The sequence below is a fragment of the Microcoleus sp. FACHB-831 genome, from assembly GCF_014695585.1.
Taxonomy (GTDB): Bacteria; Cyanobacteriota; Cyanobacteriia; order Cyanobacteriales; family FACHB-T130; genus FACHB-831.
Genome location: NZ_JACJON010000066.1, coordinates 1 through 26,581, shown reverse-complemented (window position 1 = coordinate 26,581; position 26,581 = coordinate 1). Strand labels below are relative to the sequence as shown.

Sequence of the window (26,581 nt, the reverse complement as noted above, 5' to 3'; positions counted from 1 at the left end):
CCAAATCACAACAGCTAAACTTCCCTATGCGAACAATTGCCGAAATTAACGACAAAATCAGCCGCCAGTGCGCCGCCGTCCTGACTGTAGACGAACTAAAAGCACGGGTGGTAGAAGTTGGCGTAACCCAAACCGCGAAGGAAGTGGATGTCATCACAACTGGCACTTTTGAGCCTATGGAGTCATCAGGTGCAATTATTAACCTGGGACACACCGACCCACCCATAAAAATTCGTCAGTGTTGGTTAGATGGTGTCCTAGCATACTCTGGCTTCGGTGCGGTGGATTTGTACTTGGGAGCGACTCAAGTTCCCGAAGACGGGGAAGAATCCAGAGAAAGAGGCGGCGGTCATGTAATTCAAGATTTGATTGCTGGGAAAACGGTGCAGTTACGCGCCATAGGACAAGTAACAGACTGCTATCCCCGCGCATCCTTTGATACAACCATTACCCGCGACACAATTAACCAGTTTTATTTATACAATCCGCGCAATCTATACCAAAATTTTATTGTAGGAGTTAATGGAGGCGATCGCCCCCTCTTTACCTACCTCGGCCCCCTGCAACCCCGCCTCTCTAATGGGGTTTATTCAAACACGGGCGCCATCTCCCCCCTGCTAAACGACCCAGATTTGCAACTAATTGGCATTGGCAGTCGCATTTTCTTAGGCGGCGGCGTCGGCTACGTTTCCTGGGAGGGCACTCAACACTTTCCCTTACAGAAGCGCTTGCCCAATCGGACGCCAGTCGGCCCATCTGCCACGCTTGCCTTAATAGGAGACGCTAAACAGATGAACGCCCGTTGGGTAAGGGCTTGCTACTTCAAAAATTACGGCCCATCTCTAATGCTGGGCGTAGGCGTGCCGCTCCCAGTTTTACACGAGGAAGTTGTGGCTAAGTGTGCCGTCCAAGACAAGGACATAGTAGCGCCTGTTGTCGATTTCTCCATTCCCCGGCGCGTCCGTCCCACCTTCGGCTTGGTGAGTTACGCCCAGTTGAAGACCGGGCGCATCACGATTGAGGGTAAAGCGGTGCGGGTAGCTCCGTTAGCCAGTATCTACTTATCACGTCAAGTTGCCTTGGAATTGAAGCAATGGATTGAAAACGGCCAATTTACCCTCACCGAACCTGTTTCTGTCATTCCAATGGACAGGACTTTTGTACCCCAAGACAGCTGGGGTCAGAGGATTCCTCTCGACTAAATAAAGGCTAAAGGCAAAAGAAAAAATTTTTCTTATTCTTCTTTCTTTTGCCCTCGTTCCCAGGCGGGAGCCTGGGAATGGTGTTTACGTTTTACTTTCTGGCGCACTGCGTTTAACAGGCTTAGGAAGAGGTTCTCGGCGCTGTATTATTGGTTTTACTGGCGTTGGTTTATCACCAGGCTTAGTGGGGCGTGACGAGAAGGGCTTATCTCTCCCACCTGGACGCCTTCCTCCTCCTTTAAACGGCTTTTTCTTGCTAGAGGGCAGAACAGCAATGTCGTTTGCCTGCTTAATTACCAGCGAGTTACCTTCCCGGAGGATATGTAAATCCCAGAAGTGACCGACTGCTTTTTCAGCGATCGCACCTGTGATTTTTAACTTAAAAAATTTGGGCTTATCCTCTCCCTTACGGGCTGCCTGCCTAATCTTGATTATCAGGCTATCTTCATCGCGCGACTGATAAATCGCTTCGCCGCGAATTGAAAAATAGCCATCGTTTACAGTTGGCTCTTCGCTCTTTACTTCAGGTAGGCTTGACGATTCCTCAGACGCAGCAGCTGGTTGCTGTAGTCTTTCTGGCTCCCAAACCCCCACAATCTGGACGTGCAGTTTGCCGTCTTCTTGTCGCGTCCGGGGATAAACTACCCAGAGGTGCGGTTGGTCTAAGCTTAGGTGATTTTTCACCAAGCTCATAACTCGGCCCAGTAGCACCGCATCGATTAAAGTATCATCCGCCGCCACTAGCGTGCCCCGCGTAAATTGCTCTGCGGAAGGCATATATTGACCCCTCACCAGTCCGATGGCTCGGTACTGCATGGGTTCGCTCGGTGGCGGAATGGGGTGCTGTCGTGCTTGCTCTGGCGTCGTCGATAGCGCAGCATCAGCATCAGGAGGAGGCATAGAAGCCTCAGTATCAGCGGCGGCTATCTCTGCTGTCGTATCCGAACTGGGGGCAGCCTCCTGAATTTGGGGTTCGGGGGGCTGTTCGGCAGAAGGCTTGGGTAATTTTGAGGGTCGATTCAAAGAAGGATTCATATAAACTCCTCGCGGCGGAGACACATCCCATTATGGGATTTTCCTAGCAACAGATGTTGAGTTATTAATTCCCGAGCTTAGCGATATTTCAATTAGCGATCGCGCTAACTGCTAATTGCTAAGTGCGATACTCAGAACTTAACACTTAACTCTGTAGCTATGTAGCAATGGTAGCGATAGCTTTTGCTAAGGTAACTACCAACGCATATTAGCCAGAAATAACCACCTGATTTACCGCGTCCCTAATACATACGCCGAAGTTATCAGAGTAGGTAGGCACAAAGGCCGGATGGTTATCTAACAAGCCTGCCCATTTTACTGAATTCAGGCTTAGAACTGGTAGATCCGTAAAGTTTCTGCAATTTTTAGGCGATCGCGCCCATAAACTATTTGATGAAATCTTTATGCGGCAAACATTCTGGCAGCGATCGCGCTGTTTTCGTCTAGCAAATTCCCGCTTTGGGTTGATAATGTGATAAGAGTTCAAGGCAATTGTGTGTCCCAAAAGCGCGGTCGCTGGATCGTTAATCTTGTCCTACTACTGGCACTCGTCACGTTTGTAGGAGTTTCCCTGTTCCCTTTGCTGGGGAATGTCCTTCAGGAAAATCAGCCCTCTGCTGTTGGCACACCAGCACCCAAGCCGACGCAACTCGGGGTTAAAGAAAGTGACCTGCAAGATCAGGCTAAGGGTTACGAACTGGTTTTGCAGCGAGAACCCGATAGTAAAACGTCATTGCGCGGTCTTTTAGAAGTGCGGTTGCAACTGGGCGACCTTAAAGGTGCTACTGATGCCCTGGAAAAGTTAGCTGCGCTGAGTCCCGAACAGACCGAGTATATGGTCTTGCTGGCTCAAGCTAAACAGCAACTAGGCGATCGCGAAGCTGCTGCTACGGCTTATCGCTCGGTCTTAACTTCCAATCCGGGGGACATGAATGCCTTACAAGGTCTTGTGAGTCTGCTGCTACAGCAAAAACGCCCTGAAGCAGCTATCGGTTTGCTTCAAGACACTTTGAAAACAGCAACGCAAACTAATCAAGTTCAACCAGGCAGCATAGATACTACCTCAGTCCAACTACTACTAGGTCAGGTTTACATCAACGAGCAGCGTTTTGCAGAAGCGCTGACTATCTATGATGAGGCTGTTAAAACCAATAAACAGGACTTTCGCCCTGTTTTAGCTAAAGCCATTGTTTTACAACGACTAGGCAAAGCCGCAGAAGCTAAACCCCTGTTCACAACGGCTGTTGCTCTGGCACCACCACAGTACAAAGACCAAATTAAACAGATGGCCACTGAAACGCCTACTGCGGCGGCAGCAACACCAACTCCGGCAGCAACATCAACTCCGGCAGCAACCCCAACTCCTACGAGTTCTCCCTCTGTCTCTGCACCCGCTCCTTAAAAAAGGCAAAAGCATTCCCAGGCTCTGCCTGGGAACGAGGGCAAAGGGGAAAAAGGAGCGTTCGACAAATTGAAGTCGGTGAGTAAACTAAGGCAGAAACTGTTCATCGCCGACTCTTTACACTTCCTAATGCTTTCTTTTGCCTTTTTAAGCCCCTTTCATGGCAGCGATCGCGCCAAAAATTACAAATAGACAACCGCCGATCGTTGTCATCATTCTCTCGGAAATCCGCCCTGCAATCAGGCGCCCTCCCATAACTGCGATCGCTGCACAAATCGCATGCCCCATAATTGCCCCAGCCGTTACCCCCAGCGCCGAATTAGATGCTGCTAGCGCTATCGTCGCAAATTGGGTGCGATCGCCCCACTCCGCCACAAAAGTTAGCACGAACGCTTCTACCACAACCGCCAGATTGCTTTTCACCTTGGGCATTTTCAATTCAGCTTCCTTCACCACCGAAAGTGCTTCTTCGGCTTCTTCACACTCTTTTCCAGGTTGCATTTTACTGGCTTCATACAATAACTTCAGCCCGAAGCCAAGAAATAAAGCAATTTCAGCATGGTGGATGTAAGTTTGGGGCAAAATCGAGACTGCCTGCCCAACTAGAACAGATAACACAGTCATCGCTGCCAATGCTGCGAGCGAGCCTACAAATACCAGCCGCCGGGAGTGCCGCATTGCCAGAATTACGGCAATAAAAAATGTTTTATCGCCTAACTCGGAAATCGTGATTAGTAATAAACCCGCAGTAAAAGCTGTCAGCACTCTTCTAGCTCCTCAGAATTAGATACCCCTTCTGATGCGAGCTTCTGAGGAGAGCTATTACACTTCACCAGAATCTCACATCATCAGATGTGAACTCGGTGAAGGTCTCGCTCCCAAGTGCTTAAAAACTTGTCATCTGAACCAGGCTCATCGCCAGCGTGTTGACTCAGATGGGCTAGCTAAATTCTGAGCTAGCAGCTACTCCCCTTCAATACTTCGTAATTCTATCTCTATCTGTGGGCGGAGGTCAACACAAATTATCAGAAATTTATCTAAAACCGCGATGTGGATCGCCGATACCCGGATGGTATCTAAATGCGACAATTTGCAGCATTTGGGGAAATTTATAAATTTTATAAATTTCCCCGCAGTTGGACAGTTGCAAATTTGCCCGCCGAGGGTAAATTTGGACATCCGATGTCAGCAGCATTGTCATTTATAGTCCGGAATCGCCCACAAAATATCTTATAAGCTTTTCGGGCTTATCCGAGCAGGTCCCGCCCTACAAAAAACTAGCTTATTGAAACTTGTAATATATGAAATCAACCGATAAATCTAAGTGGATAGAGACACAGCCAAAAATGTTCGCTACCTACTTGAACCATACCTACTTCAGTTCCTTCATCATGTTGTACAAGCTTGAAATCATATTCCACCGTCTCCCACTCATCAGCATCGCTAGTATCTTCGGAATCGATAGTCTTTATAAGAATTGTCCTTTCTGACTTTTCTTTCCACTCAAACAAAATTTCTTCTTCACCTTGCAACACGCTGTAATAGCGAATTATGCCAGTATACTCAGAATTAAATTGCCATAAGTAGCTAGGCGGAATTAAACTTAAAACGCTCCAGTGTATATCCACCTCGTTTACTACGGGCTGTCATTCCATCTATCACTGCAACAGCTAAGTCATATTCATTGTCGAACATCTGTCCGGCAATTTCATGAGTTTTAAGTTGATGCCATTGGGTTTCAATGTCATTCATCTCGGAGCAATATTTCGGCAGCATGAACAGGAATAAACCCTGCTGTTGCCAGTTAGACCACTGCGCTTGAGCCGCTTGGCTGGTGTGAATCGATCCATTATCTTGCACAATCACAGTTATTTGCCCTGTCTGGGCCAGGGTTTGTGCCGCCTTCTGTGCTTGCCAATTCATCACTTTGAGATAGCTTTGCGTCTTAAATCCCCCTTGAGCTAAGGCATAGTCAAACTGCTCGTCCGGTTGCCACACTCCTAAAATGCTGATCCGTCTGCCAAACCGTTGCAGAGTTTGTTCAATCCGCTTTTGCTCGCCAATCCGACTATAGCTATAACTCACTGGACTCCACAGACAAAACCCCGACTCGTCAAGGTATTTCAAGATCAGGTGCCCTTCCTGTTCAGCCTGTTTTAACGTGTCAAAGTCTCCTTGCTTGATGGCTTTGGCAATTCGGTCTTGCTTGTGTTTATGGCTGTGGCGGGTGCGTTTCCATCGCCAGCCCTTTTTTTTAATAACCGTCGAATTCGGTCAGCACTCAACTTCACCTGCCGTTCCTGCTCCAGCTTCTGTGCCAATTGTTGACTGTTGTAGGTACGAGGTTCCTGCTCTAAGCACTGCTCCAAATAGTCCAGGTCTGCTACCTGCCACCTGGGTTTGTCTCCCCGTCCCGGAGCATCCCACAATCCACCCAGTCCCAACTGCTGCCACCGTCTGAGCGTTGCTCGCACTGTATGCTCACAGCACTCAAATATCTCGGCAATGGCAGGCGCCTTCCAGCCTTGAGCGTTCAACCGTACTATGTGGGCGCGGTCACGAGTTCGTTGGGGCACATGAGTCGCAACTCGCAACTCGCTCAATGTTCGATCTTCTTCATCGTTGAGAACCACTCGTATTGCTACAGGCATTTTCATCTGGAGATGGGGCTTTTCTATCTTAAACTTAATCCTGCCTACCTACTTACTTCTCCCATCATTACTTCAAACGATCCCTGCAAACTAGACCATTTGCCAATGGGAGATAGCCTAAATTTTGCCCTATATTCAGCAATTTTAGATGGCATTTTTCTATGCCATAGTTGTGCAAAATTATCCATTGCGATCGCTTTATAATTTTTAGCTGGTTTCTGGTTTGTTTAGGGAGCGATCGCTATTCTCTTTTTTGTGAATAAAATATGTAGGTGCGCTAGACAACGCTAGCCACACCTACTTTTTCATCGAGAATTCTCATTTCCACGCTTCGCTAGCAAACGAGTATAAATTCAGTAGTGCGAGCGATATGAAAATGGTAAATGTAAAATCTACCAAAAAGGGTAAATTTGCTAAAAACAAAGTTTACCAGCCGTAAACAGCGTTATTAGTACTTCCTTTCTTTTGGCTCAAACATGGTAAGATTCACGGGCATGAAGCTAATATCAATACCCGCTGGTGAATAATAAGCCATCGTGTGTTTGAGGAAATTATCATCATCTCGTTCCGTATAATCCTCGCGACAATGAGCGCCCCGGCTTTCTTGCCGATTCAGCGCGGATGCGAGAATCAACTGCCCTACAATCATCAGGCTGCGTAGTTCCAGCGCTTCGATAAGTTCGGTATTCCAGAGTTTGCCCTTATCATCCAAATAAATATGCTGATAACGCTGTTGCAACTCTTGCAGTTGATTCAAACCCTCGCGCATCATTTCATCAGTACGAAATACGCCACAATACTCAGTCATGCAGTCTTGAAATGCTTGCCGCACTTGGTCTATACGGTATTCTCCAGCTTGGTCGAATAGCGCTTGAATTTGTTGTTGGGCTGCTTTTAAATACTGCTGTTCGTTAACATCAGGAAGCTTGCGGTTTTGCACATACTGGGCGATCGCTCCTCCTGTTCGTCTCCCATAAACCACGCACTCCAACAAGGAATTACTCCCTAGCCGATTTGCGCCGTGAACGGAAACGCAAGCCGCTTCCCCAGCTGCAAAGAAAGCCTCAGTCAATCCATCCGGGCCACTACGCACCCTACCATCAGTATTAACCGGAATTCCCCCCATCGAATAGTGAATTGTTGGACGCACTGGCATTGGTTGATGTACTGCATCAACGCCCACTAACCGATGCGCTTCTTCCCAAGCAAACGGAACCCGGAGCATAATTTTTTCTCGCCCCATGTGACGCAAATCGAGGTAAACAAAGGGGCCACCTGCACTACCATCTAGATGTATGCCGCGTCCGGCGCGAATTTCCTTAGTAATGGCTCTTGAAGTAATATCACGGGGAGCTAATTCCATGCGGCTGGGGGCATAAGTCGCCATAAAGCGATCGCCGTCACTATTTATTAAATATGCACCCTCACCCCGCACCGCCTCAGAAATCAGCACCCCCACTGGATACAAACCCGTCGGGTGAAACTGCACAAATTCCATATCTTCTAAAGGCACGCCAGCAAGTGCCGACATTGCTAGACCATCCCCCGTCGAAGCATAGTCATTAGATGTCGTGTTGAACGCCCTTCCATAGCCGCCAGTGGCAACCATTACTGCCTTAGCCCGGACTATTTCAAGGTGTCCATCTATTATGTGGAACATCACTACGCCTTTGGCTTGGGCATCTTCCAAAATCAGCTGCATCACGTACCACTCATCGTAAATGCGGACGCCGTTGCGCCTAAGATTGTTAACCAGTTCGTGTAAGATTGCGTGACCAGTTTTATCTGCTGCGTAGCAAGTGCGTTTGTGCGAATGTCCCCCAAAGGCACGCTGGGCAATTCGACCGTCAGGCAATCGGGAGAAAAGAACCCCCATGTGTTCTAGATCGATAATTACATCTGGTGCTTCTTTGGTGAGGATTGCTACGGCATCCTGATCCGCGAGGTAGTCGGAACCTTTGACGGTATCAAAGGCATGGGCTTCCCAGGTATCTTCGGGATCTACATTTTTCAGCGTTGCTGCCATTCCCCCTTGGGCAGCTACCGAGTGGGAACGAATCGGGTGAGTTTTGGCAATTAGGGCTACATTCAGACTGGGGTCGGTGCGGATAATTTCCAGTGCGGCGCGACACCCAGCCAATCCACCGCCAACGATGATTACGTCGTGTTCTAGCATTCTCGCTCTGATATGAAGAGTTCTCCCGATCTATGCTGACGCAAAAAAAGATTCCCCGCCGACAGGCAGGGAACTTATGCAGAAATTTGTTTGTTGTTTGTTGTGCGTTGTGAGTTGAGGAGACGGATAAATCGCCGTCTCTACAAGAATTACTAATGACCAATGATTCTTCAGCTGGTTGCTTGTGCTGGTAGCTGTCCTGGCTGCTGGTTTGGCATGCTGCCGCCTACTGTTTCGGTTGTTGAGCCTACTTCCATTGGTGCAAGTTCAATATGGTTGAGCAATGTGGTTACGAAGGCAAAGAGCAAAAAGGGCAGGGATAGCACTAAAATTAGCCCTACTGTGGCTAGGGCGTAAATATGCCGGGTTGTACTCCATAGGGCTAGCGCTGAGGCTAGGCTGAGGAAAATGACTATTAACCAAACAATGATTTGACCGTAGATATCGCCAAAGCTAAGAGTGCAGATGATGCGATACTTTTGTAATTTTTCCATGATATACCTCGCAATATTCCTATAAAGTTCTAGGTTACGATTCGGGCTGGTTTTTGGTGTATTTCTAAATGTTTTTCAAAGGTTTGCAATATAGCTTTACAATTTGCCATGTTGGAAGATGAAGGCGATCGCATTAGGGCATCATCCCTATGGACGATATCAATGCTTGGTGGCTGTTGTCGATAGAGATATTTCTATTAATTAAAATTCAACGTGCTTCTGTATACGCTTTTACTTAATATCTAGCTCATCCTTAAGAAAGAATTAATTTTGATTGAGAAGCAGATTAAAGAAAAATGTTATGTCTTAAGTAGGAAGTAAATTCGGGGAACATAAATAAAGGTAATGGTTAATCAGTTTAGGGGCAGGTAGAAGGTATTAAGTAATTTTATTAGTTGTTTGACAACCGCATAAACCCTGAAATTTAATTTGCAAGTGAGTAGTAAATTCCAGCGTAATTACCGATGCGATCGCCCTGTGGTGTTACTAGACAATTAAAGGGCATCTACCTAACTCAGTATTGCTTTGACTCCAGTTGTAATTTCTGTGGGGAATGGAGATAGCTAACTGAGGATTTGCGGATTTTAGGCTTAATACGCATAGGAGAATATATGCTGGATTTTTTACAAAACTTGTTTATTGCATCACCATTTATTCCACACGGACATTGTTATTTATGGAAACCAGGGTTGGTGTGGTTACATATCACATCAGACTCTTTGATTGCCCTAGCATATTACTCCATTCCGATTACTCTCGTTTATTTTGTCCAAAAAAGAGATGATTTTCCGTTCAAATGGATACTTTTATTATTTGGAGCTTTCATCATCTCTTGTGGAACAACCCACCTTATCGAAATATGGACGCTGTGGCATCCAATTTACTGGCTGTCTGGTGCCATGAAAGCCTTTACCGCTGGAGTCTCGCTATATACAGCGGCAATAATGGTTCCTCTGGTTCCGAAGGCACTGGCGCTGCCAAGTCCAGCACAACTAGAAACAGCAAACCACAAACTAGAAGCAGAACTTATTGAGCGCAAGCGTATCGAAGAGAAGCTGCGTTCTCAAGAGCAAATGGTAAAGGTGGTGATGGAAAACATCCCGCAGTTGATCTTTTGGAAAGACAAAAATTCTGTATATCTGGGTTGCAATCGCAGCTTCGCAGTAGCGGCTGGCATTGGATCTCCAGAAAATATCGTTGGCAAGACAGACTATGACTTAGCTTGTAAGCATGAGGAGGCTGCCTTCTTTCGCGAGTGCGACGCCCGCGTGATGGAGACAGATATCGCTGAGTATCACATTATTGAACCTGCACTCCTAGCTGATGGCAAACAAGCCTGGATGGACGCGAACAAAATCCCCCTGCACGATCCAGATGGAAAGGTTGTAGGCATTCTTGCCACAGTTGAAGATATTACCGAACGCAAACAGGCAGAAGAGGAACTGCGTAAGAGCCGAGAAAGATTTGAGTTAGCGGTTCTTGGTTCCAGAGACGGATTGTGGGATTGGGAGCTTGAAACCAACGAAGTTTATTTCTCGCCGCGCTGGAAGAGTATGCTCGGCTTTGAGGAGGGCGAACTACAAAATAATTGGGATGAGTGGAAAAAACGGATACATCCGGATGATAGCGATCGCGTGCTAGCCGATGTCCAAGCTTGTTTGGATGGTCTGACTCCTTATTCCGAAGCCGAGTACCGCTTGCTGCACAAAGATGGCGGCTATCGGTGGGTATTGGGGCGCGGAGCGGCACTCTTTGATGCCAACGGTAGAGCGATTCGTATGGCTGGCTCCCACACCGACATCACAGGGCGCAAGCGGACTGAGGAAGCCATGAAAACAGCCAAAGAGGAGCTGGAATTTAGCTATAGTCTGGTGAGCGCCGTAATTGAAGGAACGCCAGATCCCATCTACGTGAAGGATCTTCAGGGTCGCTATTTAATGATGAACTCTGCTGCTGCTGCTGTCTTTGGCAGACCAGAGGGGAAAATATTAGGGCTTGATGACACCAGCTTGCTGCCGACAGACTTAGCGCGTCAAGTTATGGAAACAGACCAATACATTATGACAACAGGCGAACCTCAGACAATAGAGGAAGTTGTGCCTAGTCTTGATGCGACGCGGACTTATCTTGCTACGAAAAGCGTCTATCGCGACCAGAAAGGAAATGCGATCGGTCTGATTGGCGTTGCGCGAGATATCACCCAGCGCAAACAAGTTGAGGATGCGCTACAAGAACAGTTACATTTTTTGCAAGTTTTAATAGATACGATTCCGGCTCCTATTTTTTATAAGAACCATCAAGGTGTGTATCTTGGCTGCAATGGTGCTTTTGAGACATATCTTGGTTTGACTAAAGAGCAGATTGTAGGAAAATCTGCTTACGATATTGCACCCAAGCATTTAGCTGAGAAATACCATAAAGCGGACATGGCACTGTTTGAAGAGCGGGGAATTCAGAATTATGAAAGTTCTGTTGCCTACGCCGATGGTACTCAACACGATGTCGTATTTTACAAGGCAAGTTTTTTAAAAACTGATAAAACTATCGGCGGTTTGGTGGGAATTATTTTAGATATTACCGCTCGCAAACAAGCGGAATTAGCACTAAAGAAAGCTAAGGAAGAGTTAGAAATTCGAGTTGAAGAACGTACAGTCGAATTAAGGCAAGCCAACGAGCAATTGCAAAGCGAGATTGCAGAGCGTATCGATGCTGTTGAGGCGTTGCGAACAACTAACCAGACTTTGCAAACGCTGATACAAACTTCACCTTTAGCGATCGCTACTCTCAATAGCGTTGGAAACGTGACGATGTGGAACTCAGCCGCTGAAAAGCTTTTTGGCTGGAGCCAACAAGAAGTTCTGGGCAAACCTCTGCCCATTATTCCTCTAGACCAAAAATCAGAGTTACGTGCCACGCTTAATGCTGAGTTGCAAGGTAAGGAACACGCTGGCTTAGAATTACGCCGCCAGAGGAAAGATGGTTCGTTGGTTGATGTCGCCCTCTGGACGGCACCGCTATTTGATGGTAGCGATGTGGCGATTGGCAGCATGGGCTTATTTATTGACATCCGCGACAGAATTGGAGCCGAAGCCGCGTTGCGGGAAAGTCAACAGCAGTTACAGGCGCTCATTGATTACTCTCCGGCGATCATCTACGTCAAGGATACTCAGGGGCGATACACTCTGATCAACCGTCGGTGGACAACCCTATTTCATCTTCAGCTAGAGGAAGTTAAAGGTAAGACTGACTTCGATCTGTTTCCCCATGAAGTCGCGCAAGCATTTCGGGCGAACGATCTTAAAGTAATTCAAAGTCGAACTTCTTTAGAGATTGAGGAAGTTGTCTTTCAAGACGATGGTTTGCACACATACATCTCGATAAAGTTTCCTCTGTACGATGCTGCTGGTGTTCCTTCTGGAATTTGCGGTATTTCCACCGACATCAGCGAGCGCAAGCGGGCAGAGGAGGAAAAGCAGAAGTTTGTTTCCCTAATTGAAAATAGTAATGATTTTATCGGCTTCAGTAGCTTAAACGGGGAACCGATATTTCTCAACGAAGCTGGACGCAGGCTGGTGGGACTAGACAGCTTGGAAGAAACGCGCTCGAAAAAATTAAGTGAATTTTTTCCGAGTGAGGTTCTTGCAACTTTTCAAGATGTCGTATTGCCCACAGTAATGCAGCAAGGAATGTGGGAAGGCGAAACGCAGTTGCAGCACTTCAAGACTGGGGAGCTAATTGACGTATACAAAACTATATTCACCATCAAGCACCCCCAAACCGACGAACCAAGTTATCTGGCAACGGTTACTAGAGACATTACCGAACGCAAACGGGCTGAAGCGACGCTGCAAGAGAGCGAAAGACGATTCCGGGCTATCTTCAACAGCACGTTCCAGTTGATGGCACTGCTTGCACCAAGCGGCACGGTAGTGGAGGTTAACCAGACAGCTTTAGACTTCATTGGATGGGAAAAAGCAGATGTAATTGAGCGTTGCTTTTGGGAAGATCCTTGGTGGCGGAACCTTGAAGCTACTACGGAGACTGAGACACGAAACCGAGTGAAAGCAGCGATCGCCCTTGCCGCAGCGGGTGAGTTTGTCCGTTACGAAGTGGAAGTGTTAGGGGGAGAAGATAAGTTATTAACTATTGATTTTTCTCTCAAGCCCATTTTTGACGAAAACGGACAAGTTGTGTTGCTGATTGCCGAAGCACGGGATATCAGCGATCGCCAGCAAGCCGAGGAAGCATTGCAGCAGAGCGAACAGCGATATCGTTCTCTGGTAGTCGCTACCTCGCAGCTAATCTGGACAACCGATGGCCAAGGACAGGTTGTAGATATACCAGTTTGGAGGGCTTATACAGGTCAGACCCCCGAAGAAGTCAAGGGATATGGCTGGATAGATGCACTGCACCCAGATGACCGGGAGCAATCGCTAGCAATTTGGACAAAAGCTGTTAAAAACAAAACCCTTTACAAGAATGAGTATCGCATTCGACGTGCTGATGGAAACTATCGCTACTTTTCGGTACGCGGTATCCCCCTATTGGCTTCAGATGGCAGCATTTGCGAGTGGATTGGAGCTTGCACCGACATCCACGATCGCAAAGCCGTAGAAGAAGCTATACGTCAAAGTGAGGCAAGGTATCGTTCTCTAGTCGCCGCTACATCACAAATTGTCTGGCTCAACAATGCTGAAGGAATGGCTGTTGATATGCCGGAGTGGGGGGCTTATACAGGTCAGACCCCACAAGAGATTGCTGGCTGGGGCTGGTTGGATGCCGTTCACCCAGAAGATCGCCAACACACTGCTGAAATTTGGAACCGCTGTGTAGAAACAAAAAGCCTCTATGAAGTTGAGTATCGCATACGCGGCAAGGATGGCAACTATCGCTTCTTCGCGGTGCGCGGCGTTCCTGTACTAGCGCAAGACGGTTCAATCTGCGAGTGGATTGGCATCTGCATTGACATTCACGAGCGGAAACAAGCGGAAGCAGCACTGCGGGAGACAGCAACAGAGTTGGTGCGTTCCGAGGCGGAGCTAAGACACAAAACGGGTATTTTGCAATTGGTACTCAACAGCATGGGTGAAGGCGTCATAGTTGCCGATGAAACTGGAAAGTTTTTACTTTACAACCCTGCTGCTAGTCAAATGTTTGGTCTGAGTGGGTCAGATATCGCCCCCGAGCGATGGTCTATAGAGTATGGGCTGTTTTTAGCTGATGGGGTGACGCCTTACCCCCCGGCAGACTTACCTTTGGCACGGGCGATCCGAGGAGAAGGTGTTGACGATGCGGAAATGTTTACCCGCCCACCTAGCACGCGAGAAGGTGTGTGGTTAAAAATTAATGGCAGACAGCTGAACGACGAAAGCGGAGCCTTTAAAGGTGGCGTGATTGTTTGTCGCAACGTCACTGGTGACAAGCAAGCTGAAAAACGCCTAAAACAGCTAACTGAGGAATTAAAAGAACAAGTCCAGCGGGCAAACTTAATGAACCGCCTTGCTCAGCAAATTCGCAATTCGCTTGACTTCGATACTATTGTGGAAACGTCTGTGCAGGAGATTAGGCATTTATTGCAGAGCGATCGCTGCACGTTTAGTTGGTGTCACAATAAGACGGATTTACCATACTGGGAGGTTATAAAAGATGCTAGGCATCCCGACCTACCTTGCGTTATGGGTGTTCGCACTCCAGTTACTAACTTTGGTTCTGTTGGCGATAGCGAAACGCTGCTGCGAAGCGCAGATCGCACCCTGTACTCGCAAATGATGAAATTAGATGATGTTAGTACTTTAACCAATCGGGAAGGGCGCAAGGAAATGTCTTCTTCTGGAGTGGCTTCTTTACTGTCGCTTCCTGTACAAACTAAGTCTGGACAATTGGGTACTATTTGCTGTATCCGCATGGGCGAACCGCGACCTTGGAGTGATAGTGAAGTAGAACTGCTTGGAAACGTTGCAGACCAACTGGCGATCGCAATATCTCAAGCTGAACTCTATGCAGCTAGCCGCGAGGCTACTAACGCCGCCCAATTGCAAGCTATTGAACTAGAGCAAACTCTACAACAACTGCAACGCACTCAAGCACAATTGGTTCAAACTGAAAAAATGTCTTCTCTGGGTCAGCTAGTTGCTGGTGTTGCCCACGAAATTAACAATCCTGTTAACTTTATCTACGGCAATATCAACCATGCCAATGATTATGCTGTAGACTTGCTCGACTTAGTTCAACTCTACCAGAAATACTATCCCACTCCCGATCCAGAAATTGCAGAGGAGATGGAGGCGATCGACTTAGATTTTATTAAACAAGATTTACCTAAAATCTTATCTTCGATGAAAATGGGAGCCGAGCGCATCCGCAATATTGTCTTATCCTTGCGAAACTTCTCACGCTTGGATGAATCAGAGATGAAGCAGGTGGACATTCATGAGGGTATTGATAGCACTCTGTTGATTCTGCAAAATAGACTGAAAGCAAAACCCGATCATCCAGCTATTGAGGTTATTAAAGAATACGGTCAACTTCCTCAAGTATATTGTTATGCTGGACAGCTTAATCAGGTGTTTATGAATATCCTGACTAATTCAATTGATGCTCTAGATGAGCGCAATAAGAAGCAAACTTCTTCCTCAGCATCTCCGGGAGCCGTTGCCGATCTCAAAAACAATCCCAGCACCATTCGGATTCGCACAGAAGCTTTAGATAGTCGTCGCCTGCTCGTTAGTATTGCAGATAATGGGCCTGGTATGACCGAGGAAGTACAGCGTCGGTTATTCGATCCGTTTTTTACAACAAAACCAGTTGGTGCAGGTACAGGTTTAGGAATGTCTATTAGTTATCAGATTGTAGAGAAGCATGGCGGTCAATTAACCTGTATTTCAGCACCAGATCGGGGCGCTGAGTTTTTGATTGAAATTCCTATTTCACACCAAAATAGTAAATTTTTACTCGGTAAATAAGCATAAGATATATAGATTTGTGAGGCTTCCATCTAGGCGATTAGCGCGATGGCGCTTAACTTCTTATTTGCTTTTTTATCTAAATTCAATTTATGCAGCAATTAGCTAAAAACAAATAATATTAGATTATTGTGTTTGCCTATGATGAAATCCAATAATTATAAGATTTGGGTTTTGTTCCCCAAACGCCACGTCGCCAGGGCGGGAAAAACCTCTGCACGCGAGTGGCTCGCCAACCTACGATATTGTTATTCTTTTAGCCCTAAGAGAACGCTATTAAGCTAGAAACCTTATTCTTATTCCAAAATTTTGATCTTATCCATATTTTTGATTCAAATCTAATGAGTTGCATACTTCTTTCTAAAAATGCTATGACAGTAAACAACTCCCTTTAGGTAGTGCCCTCGTGAATCTCAATCCTAAAATACTTCAAGACAACAGTAAATTACTGCTGTTCTCTTTAATTGCTATTGACCTATGTTTCGGATTAATTTATCTCATCAGTAGCATCATCAGAGGCGAAGCTCTTCCCGCTTTTGATTTTGATAAGCCAAGGACAATTCCCATCTTCTATGCTGCGTTGCAACTATTCGCCATTGGCTTTTCTTTAGTGATGACATGGCTCTGGCGGCGTCTGCACTCCAAGCGCCCTTATCGGTGGATTTTGTTAACAGTTGGAGCGGGATTTATTTATTTATCTATCGATAAAATTTTGAAGCTCCATCTGATGATTCATAGCTTTAGCTGGCTACCCCAATTCAAAAGCGGGGGCGGCGCATGGGTATTTTTCTATGTGCCACTTGGATTAATTATCATCTTGTCAGGTTATCGCGATTTAATAGCACTTTGGCGTTTTTACCCCAGAGCCACATTAATAACCATCCTGGGAGTGGGTATTTTTCTATTAGGAGGTATAGGTGTAGAAGTAATCAACTACCAATTTTTACAATCGAAAATATGGAAAATCCAAGAGCAAGATACCTCTCTTGCCATAATAATAAATGCTATTAAAGTTACACTTGAGGAGACTGTAGAACTCTTAGGCCAAAGTGCGGCTATCTACGGTATAAGTTTATTCTGGATAAAAAAGCAATTAGTGCGACGGGCACATAATTTGCGATCGCAGTAAGAGTAGCACCCTTTTACTCACAATTTTCCTTCAACTGCTGCGTGCAGACTTACTTTGATTAATACGTTCTACCCAAGCTTCGCTCTGGTCAATTGTGAGGATGATTTTGTTATAGTCTTCATTCTTCAGCTCTAAAGTCAAATAATCTTGCTGCTTAGTTACATACCAGAATTCTTTCCCTCTGCTGGTGTAATAAGTTCCTGCTTTTATCAAACCTGGAATAAAGGTTCCAGGTGCGCGTATCTCTGACCAACTACTTTGGGGTTCCTCTATTGTAGCTAGTTCAATATGTTCGAGGGGAATTAAAAAGTTTCTTTTAAATTGAAAAGCAAAGAATTGCTCGAATAATTCCCATTCCATTTGTAATTTATCGCCAATGATATTAAGGTTCATAAGTTGTTATAATTTTAATTTGCGTATACTCACTCGCTTTTATGTCTTGAAGCTCGCCAACGCGCTGGGACAAGAGTTTTTCTTTCTTTGGCGTTTTTACTTTTTAAGGGCAAGTGGTCAAAGGATTGGGACACTGAGCCTCCCGTGCTAGCCAACCTGTAATATTTTCATATTGAATTTTGGCATAAGAACCCCTACAGCTTAAAAGTTTAACTTCCTTTTGATCTGGAATTCGACCCACAACCTTGCTTTTTTCACTAGCTTCTTGGTAAACATTGACGCCTTTAGTGCCATATCCCCTGGTGCTAGTTCCTAACAGTTGGGTGTAAAGCCATCCCTTTCCGTGAAATTCAAAATCTCGCCGCGCACTTTCAGCTTTGTCAATTTGAACCCAATCGCCTTGTGAAGCAACTATATCAACAAATGCAGCATCGGTATTGGTGGGCAATTTTGTAAGGATTTTAGACCTGGAACTAGCATTCATACGCACGTTCAGCCCTTGGGGATCTTTGTCGATAACGTAAGCTGAAATATTACAAGTTTGGGATGAGGGAACTGTAGCTAATTCCTGAGTGGAAATTGGAGAGTTGTTTGCTATTGCGGGACTAGCTTGAGGAGTTGGCGCGATCGCCTCTGGTGGGTTTGAAGTTTGACATCCCGTAAGCGTGTATATTATTGCTGCAACAAGTAGCGATCGCTTCATATCATTTCCTTTTTAATTTAAAAATCATTTACTAGGTGCATTGTGCAATGAAGCTACACGCGCCACCGCATCTTTTCCAGGTAAGACTGATTTTGGTTGTCGGTGTTTTGGCTATTTCGACAGCGGCAATTTTTATCCGTCTCGCCATCGACGCTGCTGGCGTGCGCGGTGTTGGATTTAGCTTGGTTCTAGCCGCTTCTCGCCTTACAATAGCTGCAATAATTCTACTTCCGGCTTGGAAGCGCCTCCGGGAAACCCAGCTAACTCCCCTCACTTTGTTGTACTCAGTGGCGGCTGGGGTTTTCCTGGCTTTGCACTTCGCAACCTGGATTACCTCGCTGTCTTACACTTCAATCGCCGCCTCTACTACTTTGGTGACAACAAGTCCCGTCTGGGTAACGTTTCTGTCTTGGCTGTGCTTTGGGGAAAAACCAACCCGGCTTACTGTTTTGGGGATTGGCGTGGCGCTTGTGGGTGCGATGGCTATTGGTTTGGCTGATACTGGCGCGGTTTCACAAAGCAGTAACCCCCTATTGGGTGACTTGCTGGCCTTGATGGGTTCTTGGAGTATAAGTTTATACTTCCTATTCGGGCGCGAAGCACAGCGGCGCGGATTGGGGATTGGCGCTTATGCAGCTGTGGCGTACAGCGTGGCGGCTGTTGTACTTTTGCCTTTGCCTTTAGCGTTCAAATCTAGTTACGCTGGCTATCCTAACGCAGTCTACGTGTATATTTTGTTAATGGCTTTGTTCCCGCAACTGGTGGGACACACTAGCTTTAACTGGGCTGTGCGTTGGATTTCGCCTACTCTGGTAGCCCTCGCTACTTTGTTCGAGCCAGTAGTGTCAAGTATTCTTGGATACTTTGTGTTCGGGGAATTACCGGGAACTATGGTAATGATTGGTGCGGCTGTGTTGTTGGGAGGTGTCGCAGTTGCTGCAATTGGGGGAAAAGAGCGATCGCTATGACTATTTTCAACTAATAACTATATCCCCGAACTGCACTACGCGATCGCTGCTTCCCCCGGCTTCCACCTTTGGCTAAGATGACTTTTATGCTTTAACCCCGGATTTACTCACGCTCGGAAATTATTACACATCATTAGACAAATTTCTCACTATGATTTCTGTCATGTTTTTAAGTCTTTGGCTATTTAGCCTTCTTTGCCCATGCTTTTTTACAATCTTTTGAAATAAACTCCAATTATCTGAAGCTCTAATTGAGTTTATTTCATCTACAAGTTTTTTAATACTATTTTGACTTTCTGCGCTCTTAAACGTAATTACAATATTTTCTAACTCTTCAGAATTAGTACCAACATGGAAATAACATTCCATAAAATACTTAAGAGTTTCAAAATTTAATTGTGACGACATTTTGCTTACTTTTAATTGAGTATAGGGTATCCTATCTCTATTTTAAAACCAAGCTTCATGGATGAGTCTTTTGGCAATTGGGGGAAAAGAGCGATCGCTATGACTATTTTCAACTAATAACTATATCCCCGAACTGCAACGCGCGATCGCTGCTTCCCCCGGCTTCCACCTTTGGCTAAGATGACTTCTATGCTTTAACCCCGGAGGCAAAACCGCATGACAGAACCACAATTCTCACCCTATGGTTCTTGGAAATCGCCCATCACGTCTGACCTTATTGTTTCCAGCACCATTGGACTAGGCGAAATTGCTATCGATGGCGACGATATCTACTGGATCGAGTTGCGTCCCTCTGAAGGCGGTCGCAATGTCATTGTTCGACGCACCCCCGACGGACAAACAATTGATGTCACCCCGCCTCCTTTCAATGCGCGATCGCGCGTCCACGAGTACGGCGGCGGTGCTTTCCTCGTTGCTGATGGTACTGTCTACTTCTCTAACTTTGCCGATGGGCGCCTCTACCGTCAGACCCCAGGTTCCCAACCGCAACCCCTCACGCCGGAATCAAGTCGCCGCTACGCTGACGCTATCTGCGATCGCCAACGCAACCGCCTCATCTGCGTCTGCGAAGATCTCACCGTTGGCGGTCGCGAACCGATAAATACTCTAGCCACTATCCCACTAGATCGCGATGAAGATGCCCAAGTGCTAGTCATCGGTAACGACTTTTACGCCTCCCCCCGCCTCAGTCCCGATGGTTCGCGTCTAGCATGGATCGCCTGGAATCATCCCAATATGCCTTGGGACGGTACGGAATTATGGGTAGCTGAGTTAGCGGCTGATGGCTCAATTGTTAGCAGCGAAAGAGTAGCCGGGAGTATAGATGAATCTATCTTCCAGCCTGAGTGGTCGCCTGATGGCATTTTATACTTCGTCTCTGACCGTACTGGCTGGTGGAATCTCTACCGCTGGCACAATGGAAGCGTTCAGCCAGTTATCGAGATGGAAGCTGAGTTTGGCAGACCCCAATGGGTTTTTGGGATGTCTACTTATGCCTTTGATTCAGCAAATCGGATCGCCTGTACTTACACCCAAGAGGGAACTTGGCATCTAGTTAGCCTCAACACAGAGACGGGCAAACTAGAAAAGATTGATACACCTTACACCTCCATTTCCTCCATAAAGGCAGATGCTGGTCGAGTCCTGTTTGGCGCTGGTTCTCCCACAGAAGCAAACTCAATCGTTCTGCTGGACTTAGCCAGCCAACAACTAACTACCGTGCGTCGCTCAAGCAATGTTGCGATTGATACAGGTTATTTATCAGAACCACAAGCGATCGCTTTCCCAACAACAAACGGATACACTGCCTACGCTTTCTTCTACCCTCCCCAAAACCACGACTACAAAGCACCAGATGGAGATCTGCCTCCCCTCCTAGTAAAAAGTCACGGTGGCCCCACAGCAGCAGCTTCCAGCACTTTTAACCTGAGCATCCAGTATTGGACTAGCCGAGGATTTGGGTTTTTGGATGTTAATTACCGAGGCAGTACGGGATACGGGCGGGAGTATAGAAAGCAACTAGAGGGCGAATGGGGAATTGCCGATGTTGATGATTGCGTGAACGGCGCTAAATATTTGGCAGACAAGGGCTTAGTAGATGGCGATCGCCTGACGATTGCTGGTGGAAGTGCTGGAGGCTACACGACTCTCTGTGCGCTGACGTTCCGGAACACTTTTAAAGCTGGTGCGAGTTATTACGGTGTGAGTGACTTAGAAGCATTAGCGCAGGATACCCACAAGTTTGAGTCGCGCTACTTAGATTCACTGATTGGCCCTTATCCGCAACAGCGCGATCGCTACCTAGAGCGATCGCCAATTCATTTTAGCGATCGCCTCTCTTGTCCGGCGATCTTCTTTCAAGGATTAGAGGATAAGGTTGTCCCCCCTAACCAAGCAGAAACAATGGTAGAAGCTATCCGCGCTAAAGGTCTACCAGTTGCTTATGTTCCCTTCGAGGGTGAAGGACACGGCTTCCGGCGTGCCGAAAACATCAAACGCGCACTTGAAGCAGAGCTTTACTTCTATTCCCGGATTTTCGGCTTTGAACTAGCCGAACCAGTCGAGCCAGTGCTAATTGATAATCTCTAAATCACTGCAATCGCTAAGTTTGTGAGATTGTTGGTACTTTACGTTAATTAGTTTTATTCTCTTCCTACATCCACCCCTCCTATGGGAGAAAAAACTTACTTAAGCCACCCAATACTTCTCAGCTAAGGCAAACTTAACCCCAAACTCCCTTTCCTACAGAGGAAGGGAGAATAATTCTTAGCTTTTCTTGTAGTAGGAGAAGGTTTGGGGTAGAGGTTAAGCCATAAAGTTTATACCCAACTATTATCGTTCCAGGAGATAAATCTATCCACTATTTTTCTAATAAGCAATCTAATTGAATAGACAAAACTAGCTATATAAGCTGATTTACTAGCGGGCTACAATACTTATTTTTTAATAATAGTTACCTTCATTATTTAGTGTTTTTCCTCAATTTAATGCTTGATTTAGTTTGACTATACTGTTATTTTGGCGTGAAGCAGAGTCTGGCTATTTCCCTATAATTTTTTAACTTCCCAGACCCAGCTTGGAAGCAGGGGATTTGCGATCGCTACACTTTTTTTATCTGCCGTATTGGCATCTTAATGATGAACTCTGTTCCCCATCCTAGTTTGGAAGAGCAAGTCAATTGACCTTTATGTTTTTCCACCATTATCTGACGGCTGATAGACAATCCCAATCCAGTGCCTTTGTTTGTCGCTTTGGTAGTAAACATAGGCTCGAATAGCTGCTTCTGGACATCTTCCGTCATGCCAACGCCATTGTCTGCAATACGAATTTCTACAAAGTCGCCTTCAAGCACTTCAGTACAAATTTTGATAGTAGGCGATCGCTCTGTTTTTTCTTTAAGCATTGCCTCTTCCAAAGCATCAATAGCATTAGCCAAGATATTCATAAAAACTTGGTTGAGCGGGCCAGGGTAGCACTCCACTTGAGGCAAGTCACCATAATCTTTAACCACCTCTATAGCGGGGCGAGCGGCGCTCGCTTTCAGGCGATGCCGTAAAATCAATAAGGTACTCTCTATCCCTTCATGAATGTTGGCTAACACCTTAGAGGATGTATCTGAACGAGAAAAATTTCTTAAGGAAACACTAATCTGGTTAATACGTTCAACTCCGACTTTCATGGAGGAAATTAGCTGAGGGAGGTCTTCCACCAAGTAATCTAGGTCAATCTGCTCTATCTCTTCTTGGATATCGGACACCGGGTTTGGATAGTGCTGCTGATATAAATGCAACAAGTTCAGTATATCGTTGATATAAGATTGGGCATGGGTTAAATTGCCTGCAATAAAACCCACTGGGTTGTTAATTTCATGAGCCACACCCGCCACTAACTGACCCAGCGCTGACATTTTTTCTTTCTGAATCAGTCGTGTCTGTACCTGTTGGAACTGGCGCTGGGTTTCTTTCAGTTCTTGCACATACCCTAGAGTGCGATTGATAGTAACTTCTAAATCTTGAAAATCTATTGGTTTAGTCAAAAAGTCAAAGGCATCATGGTTCATAGCCTTTCTAATATTTGCCATATCGCTGTAGGCTGACACCACCACAGTTTTGAGGCTCGGCTCAATTTCTTTCAGCTTTTCTAGCAAAGTTAGCCCATCCATCTCGGGCATATTAATATCGGTCAGCACCATATCTATCTGCGGGTTATTTTGCAGTTTATCTAACGCTTCAACTCCATTATGGGCAAAAACAAATTCTAGCTCTTTGGCGCGAATTTTTTTTCGGAATTGCTGGCAAATCAAGCGTTCTATCGGTAATTCATCATCCACCACGAGAATTTTAGCTGTCATATTTAAACCCTTGATTTTGTTAGTTCGCTCTTTTTTAGATACTTACTGCCTTTTTAGGCAAAAGTATAATAAATTCGGTAAATGCACCGATTTCAGATTCAAGTTGTATTTGTCCTTGGTGCTGACCAACAATAATGTCATGAGTTAGAGATAAACCTAACCCTGTTCCTTCTCCCGTTGGTTTTGTGGTAAAAAATGGATGAAAAATTTTCTCTCGAATTTCTTCCGTTATTCCTTTGCCATTATCTCGAATACGGATTTCTACTATATTAATACGATTTAGCGTGCTAATAGCAAGTTTGGGAGTAAAATTCTCGCCCATTACATTTTTTTTGTCAGCGACAGCATAACAAGCATTATTAATGATGTTGATAAAAGCCCGACTAATGTCTTGGGTGACAACTTCTACAAGGCCTATCGTATTGTCATAGTTAGTTTCTAAAGTGATGTTAAAGGTAACATCCTTAGCACGCTTACCGTGATAAACCAACTGCACCGCTTCGGCTAATATTGTATTAACATCGCTTAGTTGCCGTTGACCACTATCAGAGCGGGCGTGCATCAGCATACCTTCAACAATATTCTGAGTTCTTTGACCCTGCCTACTGATTTCAGCAACATTTTGGCTTATATCGCTTAATATTTCTTTAATATACTCAACAGCTTCTGCCTCTAAATGCTCTGATTGATTTTCAATTTCTTCTTCTAGATCTTGGGTTAAATCAATAGAAATTGCGGCAAAGTTATTGACAAAATTTAAAGGATTTCTAATCTCGTGGGCAATTCCAGCGGTTAATGCACCCAGCGAAGCAAGTTTTTCTTGGGCGATAATCTGCTTTTGAGCTGTTCTTAGCTGTTGTAGAGTTTGTTCTAACTGATCGTTTTTCTCTTTTAATTCTTGGGTTCGCTCTTCTACTTTCACCTCTAGAGTGCGTGAATAGTCTTCTAATTGCTCGTTAGCTTGTTGCAAATTGTCATACAAAAGCGCATTTTCAATAGAAATGGCAGCTTGCGAACACAAAATGCTTAATATTTCGATGCGATCGCTGGTAAATGCACTGGTAGTCAAATTATTTTCCAGATAAACAATACCAATCAGCTTGCCTTGATTGATAAGCGGCGCACATAACACAGATTTGGGCTGATGCAATTGTATGTAATAGTCAGTAGCAAAAGTTGCCTCAGTAGCAGCATTGTTTAATACAACATTTTCGTGTGTTCTAGCTACATAATTAATCACCGACATCGGCAACTGGCTATTGCAATCAGCTGGCGTTGATTGCCTCACATCTACTTCTGAAGACTCAACTGCTTTTGCCGCTTCTATTAGTAATTTACCTTCTCGATTGAGAATAAAAAAGCCTTTTTGCGCTCCAGCATTTTCAATCACTATTTTGATCAGCTTATTCAGCAACCCTCCAAGAAGAATTTCACCAGAAATCGCTTGGGAAGCTTTCATGACTGTAGCTAAATCCAACGCCACAGCCGAATTGGTGGTGGTGAAGCTAGAGTTAGTATTCTTTAGCGTCACCTTATGATTCACTGTTTCTTTAATAGGAGCCGCAGTCGGAGTTTTGCTTAGCAACTGAGGATATTTTTCTTCTAAATCATTCACTTTACCCAAAGCTCCCCAAAGTTGGTATCCATAGTGAGCTTTCTTCATATAAATTTGGGCAAAATCCTCTTTGCCTTTGATTAACCAGAACTTCGCTGCTAGTTCATTCGCCAAAGCTTCATTTTGAATAAACTCATTTTCTCTTGCTGACTCAATAGCCTTGTCGTACAAGTCGATTGCGCCTTCCCCTCTGCCATTAATACGGGCAATTTCCGCTTCTACTAAGAGGTATTTATGTAGAAAGTTTTCAGTGCAATTATCCGCCCAAATCTTCATCTGTTGTTGATTAGCTGCCAATGTCTCCAAATATTGTTTTTGTTGTGATTCTGAAGCTGTTGGATATACCGCAGTTAAAATGAGTGAATAGTAAAAATTATGATGAGAGCTAGAAATGTGACCCATAATGTAATTAATTATGTCTAAGGATAAAATAGCCCATTCCAACGCTTCATTAGGTTTTTCATACATATACAAAATTTGGGATTTTAAAACATGATATTCGCAGATAGCTGCCATGCTTTTATGTTGATAAAAAGTCTCCACATGTTGGGCTTCGCTAATTTCATCGTCTTGCCCTATTAGACTCAATACAGCTAGCTTATTCGCCGATATAATATCAGCTGCCCATTGATTTTTAGTTTTTTGACAAACTAGCATGAAATTTGATATTTCTGATAAAACATCTTCCAGATTTATTCCCTGATAGAATAAAGTCATTGTTTGAAACATACGGTTGTATCCTGTCCATTGTAAATTTCCGGATTGCAACCCTACTTTATAACCTTCGCTATTAATAGCATTAGTAGTTTTTATATGTTTTACCCAACAACTCAAGTAATTGGCAAATATAACACTATCTTGACAATTTTGGGATAAATTATTAGACGTTTCGCTTAGTTGTATAGCTAGCTTACCAAACTCAAAAGCCGATTTATAATCACCCAAAATTGCGCTCAATATAATTCCATAGCAAGAGTAGCAATACGAACCTTCTGCTACAAACCCATATTTAAGAGAAAGATTAATTGCTTTAACTACCGTTAATTTCCATAATTCTTGAGAGGAAAAGAAGGTTAACGGCCCCATATTACCTAACAATTTTAAAGCGATTTTTTTATCTCCATCTTTCATTTTGTCTTGGTTAATCAAACAAGCAATTTCTTTGTTTGCCAAGTTTGATTTGGCTTCAGCAAGTTCTACCATAACTGCTGCGGGCAAGTCCTCTTGGGGCAAGTTTATCCCTAGCAAGCTAAGAGCCTTTAGCCCGGCTTGAATAGCCTCTGAATATTTTGCAGTCAGGGTATATTGTACAATCAGCATATTGTAAATTTCAGCTTTCTCAAGGGCAGATTTTGCTTGAGATAAAGTAATTTCAATTAATACTTCTGATCGAGCAAAGTTGCCTTTTAAATACTCAACATCTGCTAGTTCTTTATGCAGAGTAAAGGCTAGCTCATAGTGTTGTAGCCAAATCTCACCAGGTAAACTATCGAGGCTAGCAATTAAGTATTCCCTAGCGGCGGTATAAGCAGT

The 26,581-nt window shown here is 45.1% G+C and carries 18 protein-coding genes and 1 pseudogene; 6 read left to right on the top strand and 13 right to left on the bottom strand.

The features are described 5' to 3' along the window. Positions 1-26 precede the first annotated feature (26 nt). Positions 27-1,202: a homocysteine biosynthesis protein gene (locus tag H6F77_RS18670; protein WP_190490055.1), complete on the top strand. Its 1,176-nt coding sequence runs from the start codon at positions 27-29 to the stop codon at positions 1,200-1,202. Between the two features lie 84 nt (positions 1,203-1,286). Here the strand turns inward: H6F77_RS18670 and patR are convergent, their stop codons facing one another. After that, on the bottom strand, positions 1,287-2,237 hold the full coding sequence (gene patR / locus H6F77_RS18665; protein WP_190490054.1) for a heterocyst master regulator PatR: 951 nt from the start codon (positions 2,235-2,237) through the stop codon (positions 1,287-1,289). 208 nt (positions 2,238-2,445) lie between these two features. After that, positions 2,446-2,724, bottom strand: coding sequence for a hypothetical protein (locus H6F77_RS18660; RefSeq protein WP_190490053.1), 279 nt, complete (start codon positions 2,722-2,724; stop codon positions 2,446-2,448). Positions 2,725-2,733: 9 nt separating this feature from the next. Here H6F77_RS18660 and H6F77_RS18655 point away from each other — a divergent pair, with 9 nt between their 5' ends. After that, positions 2,734-3,639: a tetratricopeptide repeat protein gene (locus H6F77_RS18655; RefSeq protein ID WP_190490052.1), complete on the top strand. Its 906-nt coding sequence runs from the start codon at positions 2,734-2,736 to the stop codon at positions 3,637-3,639. 147 nt (positions 3,640-3,786) lie between these two features. Here H6F77_RS18655 and H6F77_RS18650 read toward each other — a convergent pair whose 3' ends face one another. From H6F77_RS18650 to H6F77_RS18625, 6 genes and pseudogenes are all read right to left on the bottom strand, one after another. Then, a complete protein-coding gene (locus H6F77_RS18650; RefSeq protein WP_190490051.1) occupies positions 3,787-4,404 on the bottom strand; it encodes a TMEM165/GDT1 family protein in 618 nt (205 codons plus the stop codon). A gap of 268 nt (positions 4,405-4,672) precedes the next feature. Then, positions 4,673-4,840 (bottom strand): hypothetical protein, encoded by a 168-nt coding sequence (locus H6F77_RS18645; protein ID WP_206753479.1) that lies wholly within the window; start codon positions 4,838-4,840, stop codon positions 4,673-4,675. A 106-nt stretch (positions 4,841-4,946) separates the two neighbouring features. Continuing rightward, on the bottom strand, positions 4,947-5,267 hold the full coding sequence (locus H6F77_RS18640; protein ID WP_190490049.1) for a hypothetical protein: 321 nt from the start codon (positions 5,265-5,267) through the stop codon (positions 4,947-4,949). After that, a pseudogene (locus H6F77_RS18635) lies at positions 5,227-6,290 on the bottom strand (IS630 family transposase). The gene H6F77_RS18640 and the pseudogene H6F77_RS18635 overlap by 41 nt, the downstream one beginning before the upstream one ends. Before the next feature lie 448 nt (positions 6,291-6,738). Further along, entirely contained in the window at positions 6,739-8,466 is a 1,728-nt protein-coding gene (locus H6F77_RS18630; RefSeq protein WP_190490048.1) for a succinate dehydrogenase/fumarate reductase flavoprotein subunit, read from the bottom strand. A gap of 170 nt (positions 8,467-8,636) precedes the next feature. Beyond that, complete coding sequence (locus H6F77_RS18625; protein ID WP_190490047.1) at positions 8,637-8,960, bottom strand: hypothetical protein; 324 nt, start codon at positions 8,958-8,960, stop codon at positions 8,637-8,639. Between the two features lie 611 nt (positions 8,961-9,571). On the opposite strand from H6F77_RS18625, the gene H6F77_RS18620 reads away from it, so the two are divergent. Together H6F77_RS18620 and H6F77_RS18615 are read left to right on the top strand one after the other, a co-directional pair. Further along, positions 9,572-15,922, top strand: a complete 6,351-nt coding sequence (locus tag H6F77_RS18620) for a PAS domain S-box protein (RefSeq protein ID WP_190490046.1) — start codon at positions 9,572-9,574, stop codon at positions 15,920-15,922. A 406-nt stretch (positions 15,923-16,328) separates the two neighbouring features. Then, a complete protein-coding gene (locus H6F77_RS18615; protein ID WP_190490045.1) occupies positions 16,329-17,051 on the top strand; it encodes a DUF8692 domain-containing protein in 723 nt (240 codons plus the stop codon). Positions 17,052-17,081: 30 nt separating this feature from the next. On the opposite strand, the gene H6F77_RS18610 is transcribed toward H6F77_RS18615, so the two are convergent. Further along, positions 17,082-17,444 (bottom strand): hypothetical protein, encoded by a 363-nt coding sequence (locus tag H6F77_RS18610; RefSeq protein WP_190490044.1) that lies wholly within the window; start codon positions 17,442-17,444, stop codon positions 17,082-17,084. Positions 17,445-17,547: 103 nt separating this feature from the next. Beyond that, positions 17,548-18,147 carry an SH3 domain-containing protein gene (locus H6F77_RS18605; RefSeq protein ID WP_190490043.1) on the bottom strand — a complete coding sequence of 200 codons (600 nt, stop codon included), beginning with the start codon at positions 18,145-18,147 and terminating at the stop codon, positions 17,548-17,550. 47 nt (positions 18,148-18,194) lie between these two features. On the opposite strand from H6F77_RS18605, the gene H6F77_RS18600 reads away from it, so the two are divergent. Beyond that, positions 18,195-19,115, top strand: a complete 921-nt coding sequence (locus H6F77_RS18600; RefSeq protein WP_190490042.1) for a DMT family transporter — start codon at positions 18,195-18,197, stop codon at positions 19,113-19,115. Positions 19,116-19,238: 123 nt separating this feature from the next. Here H6F77_RS18600 and H6F77_RS18595 read toward each other — a convergent pair whose 3' ends face one another. Continuing rightward, a complete protein-coding gene (locus tag H6F77_RS18595; protein ID WP_190490041.1) occupies positions 19,239-19,523 on the bottom strand; it encodes a contact-dependent growth inhibition system immunity protein in 285 nt (94 codons plus the stop codon). A 216-nt stretch (positions 19,524-19,739) separates the two neighbouring features. Here H6F77_RS18595 and H6F77_RS18590 point away from each other — a divergent pair, with 216 nt between their 5' ends. Then, entirely contained in the window at positions 19,740-21,671 is a 1,932-nt protein-coding gene (locus H6F77_RS18590) for a S9 family peptidase (RefSeq protein ID WP_190490040.1), read from the top strand. A 511-nt stretch (positions 21,672-22,182) separates the two neighbouring features. Here the strand turns inward: H6F77_RS18590 and H6F77_RS18585 are convergent. Beyond that, on the bottom strand, positions 22,183-23,433 hold the full coding sequence (locus H6F77_RS18585; protein ID WP_190490039.1) for a hybrid sensor histidine kinase/response regulator: 1,251 nt from the start codon (positions 23,431-23,433) through the stop codon (positions 22,183-22,185). A 34-nt stretch (positions 23,434-23,467) separates the two neighbouring features. Next, positions 23,468-26,581 (bottom strand): GAF domain-containing sensor histidine kinase (locus H6F77_RS18580; protein ID WP_190490038.1); only part of this gene is annotated, 3,114 nt, incomplete at its 5' end.